At 70.3% G+C, this 2,185-nt stretch carries 2 protein-coding genes and 1 pseudogene; 1 reads left to right on the top strand and 2 read right to left on the bottom strand.

Annotation, left to right across the window (positions count from 1 at the left end; all coding sequences use genetic code 11):
• Positions 1-6: 6 nt before the first annotated feature.
• Positions 7-383 (bottom strand): annotated as a pseudogene (locus I53_RS08625) (glycosyltransferase); the annotation flags it as partial.
• A gap of 143 nt (positions 384-526) precedes the next feature.
• A complete protein-coding gene (locus I53_RS08620) occupies positions 527-925 on the bottom strand; it encodes a PRC-barrel domain-containing protein (RefSeq protein ID WP_043349208.1) in 399 nt (132 codons plus the stop codon).
• 276 nt (positions 926-1,201) lie between these two features.
• Here I53_RS08620 and I53_RS08615 point away from each other — a divergent pair, with 276 nt between their 5' ends.
• The gene (locus I53_RS08615) at positions 1,202-2,089 is read left to right on the top strand and encodes a DMT family transporter (protein ID WP_051044733.1); all 888 of its coding nucleotides are present in this window, start codon (positions 1,202-1,204) and stop codon (positions 2,087-2,089) included.
• Positions 2,090-2,185: the final 96 nt, after the last annotated feature.

The following is a 2,185-nucleotide window of genomic DNA, read 5'->3' as shown; positions in this document are numbered from 1 at the left end:
GGGTCAGCGCATCAGCCGGCCGAATCCCCGCGCCGCCAGTTCCCCTGGAGCGAGGCGGTGCTGACCATCGTTCCCCGCGCCGCGCCGTGGAACCGGCGCAGATAGGCGTAGGACCACGCTTCCGGCACCGGCGCGCGGGCCGCGAGATATTCCGGGAAGCGGGTGTGGTAGCTCGTCGTGAACGGCAGGTTGTGCGCCAGGCAATGGCGCCGCACGGCCAACCCCACGGGCCCCTCCGTGGCGATATGCACGTGGGTCGGCCGTTCCGCCGTCCAGCGCGCCGCCACCCGCTCCCGGCTGGCATAGGCGAGGCGGATCTCGGGATAGCCCGGGAGCGGCAGCGACCGGAAATCCGCCACGGAGAGCAGGGCCGTCGCGAAGCCGTGTTCCGGCTGTCGTCGATCGTGTCATGGCGGCCCGGCGCTGCGTTAGGCCTCGGCCGCCACGACGGGTCCCGCGATCGTTCCACCGCGAGACCCGAATGGTCGGCCGGGCGTTCTGCCCGGCCTCGTCTGAGATCTGGATCTCAGCGCTTGAACTTGCCGTCGTACTTGAATTCCGGCGCAGCCTTGAGCTGATCCTTGGAGGCTCCGATGACGGCCTTCCACTTCTTCGCGTTGGCGTCGTAGCCGATGGCGATCGAGCTCGGCGAAACCGCCACGTAGTGCTCGCCCATGCCGAGGAAGCCGCCCACCGAGACGATGTAGCCGACAAGCTTGTCGTGATTGATGGCCAGATCCTTGATCTCGCCCACCGTGTTGTTCTGCGCGTCGGTGACATTGAGACCGATCAGGTTGTAGCTGAGCACGGCGTCCTGCGGGACAGCCTCGAATTTCGGCGCCACCGTCGCGGGCGCCTCGTTGGCGGCGAAGGCGGGACCGGCGAGGGTGGCGGCGGCGAGGGCTGTAAGGACGAGGCGGCGCATGAATAACTCCAGTGTCCCGGTATGGGTGGCTGGAAATGGACGATGACGCCGCATCGTTCCGCCCCCGCACGGAAATGTTAATGCGCGGAACATGGAGCCCTCGCGAGGTGCCCGCGCGGTCCGCGGACACCTGGTCGTGAGTCGCCCGTCGAACCCCTTGCGCAACTGTACTGACGCGTGACCGGGACAGAATGCCCGGCGGCGGCGGGATCGTTCCTGGCCTACCGGTGCCCGTCGCGGCAAGCGAAGGCCGACGCGAGTTTGCGGGAGACATGCATGGCAGACGCCTCGCTCGATCGGGCGCGGAGGTCGGCACCGGGCGCCTGGATGGATGGTCTCGTCGGGATCACCATCTTCAGCGCCTCGCTGGTCGCGACCCGGCTCGCCCTGACCGGCATGGACGCCCTGTTCCTCAGTGCGGCACGGGCGGCGCTCGCCGGCCTCGCCGGTGCGGCGGCCCTTCTCGCCCTGCGCCAAGCGCGCCCGCGCCGGGCCGACGTTCCGGCGCTCGCCATCGTGGCCGCGGGGGTCGTGGTCGGGTTTCCGCTGCTTACCGCCCTGGCCTTGCAGACCGTCGGTGCCGCGCATGGAACGGTGTTCCTCGGCCTGCTGCCCCTGGTCACCGCGCTGTTCGGTGCGCTGCGCTCGGGCGAACGGCCATCGCCCGTCTTCTGGTTGTTTTCGCTCACCGGTGCGCTCGTCACGGTCGCCTTCGCCGCGCGCGGCCTCGATGGACCGCCCGGCCCCGGGGATGGTTTCATGCTCGCGGCGATCGTGCTTTGCGGGCTCGGCTACGCCGAAGGCGGCGTCCTGGCGCGCCGGCTCGGCGGATGGCAGGTGATCGCCTGGGCCACGGTCCTGTCCTTGCCGGTCAGCGTGCCGCTGGCCCTGGCGCTCTGTCCGGCCGAGCCCGGCACGATCCCGCTGCCGGCCTGGGCGGGCCTCGCCTACGTGGCGCTGTTCAGCATGCTGATCGGCTTTGTGTTCTGGTATCGGGCCCTGGCGCGCGGCGGCATCGCGGCGGTCGGCCAGCTCCAGTTGATGCAGCCGTTCCTGGGCCTCGGCGTCGCCGCGCTGGTCCTCGGCGAGCGGATCGAGCCCGCCATGATCGGCGCCGCTCTGGCCGTGGCCGCCTGCGTAGCCCTGGCCCGGCGCTTCGCCTGAAAGCCGATCCGGCACTCTCAGCCCGACTTGGCCACGACCTCGATGTCGCGGTCGAGGCCGCTCTCGACCTTGAATTCCCGCGTGTAGACCTGCCCG

This window comes from Methylobacterium sp. B1 (assembly GCF_000333255.1).
Classification (GTDB): domain Bacteria; phylum Pseudomonadota; class Alphaproteobacteria; order Rhizobiales; family Beijerinckiaceae; genus Methylobacterium; species Methylobacterium fujisawaense.
This window is presented reverse-complemented; position numbering and strand designations above follow the sequence as displayed.

Excerpts from the sequence above, each read along its gene's own strand:
- I53_RS08615 (WP_051044733.1), top strand. The coding sequence starts at position 1,202 with ATGGCAGACGCCTCGCTCGATCGGGCGCGGAGGTCGGCACCGGGCGCC.
- I53_RS08620 (WP_043349208.1), bottom strand. The coding sequence starts at position 925 with ATGCGCCGCCTCGTCCTTACAGCCCTCGCCGCCGCCACCCTCGCCGGT.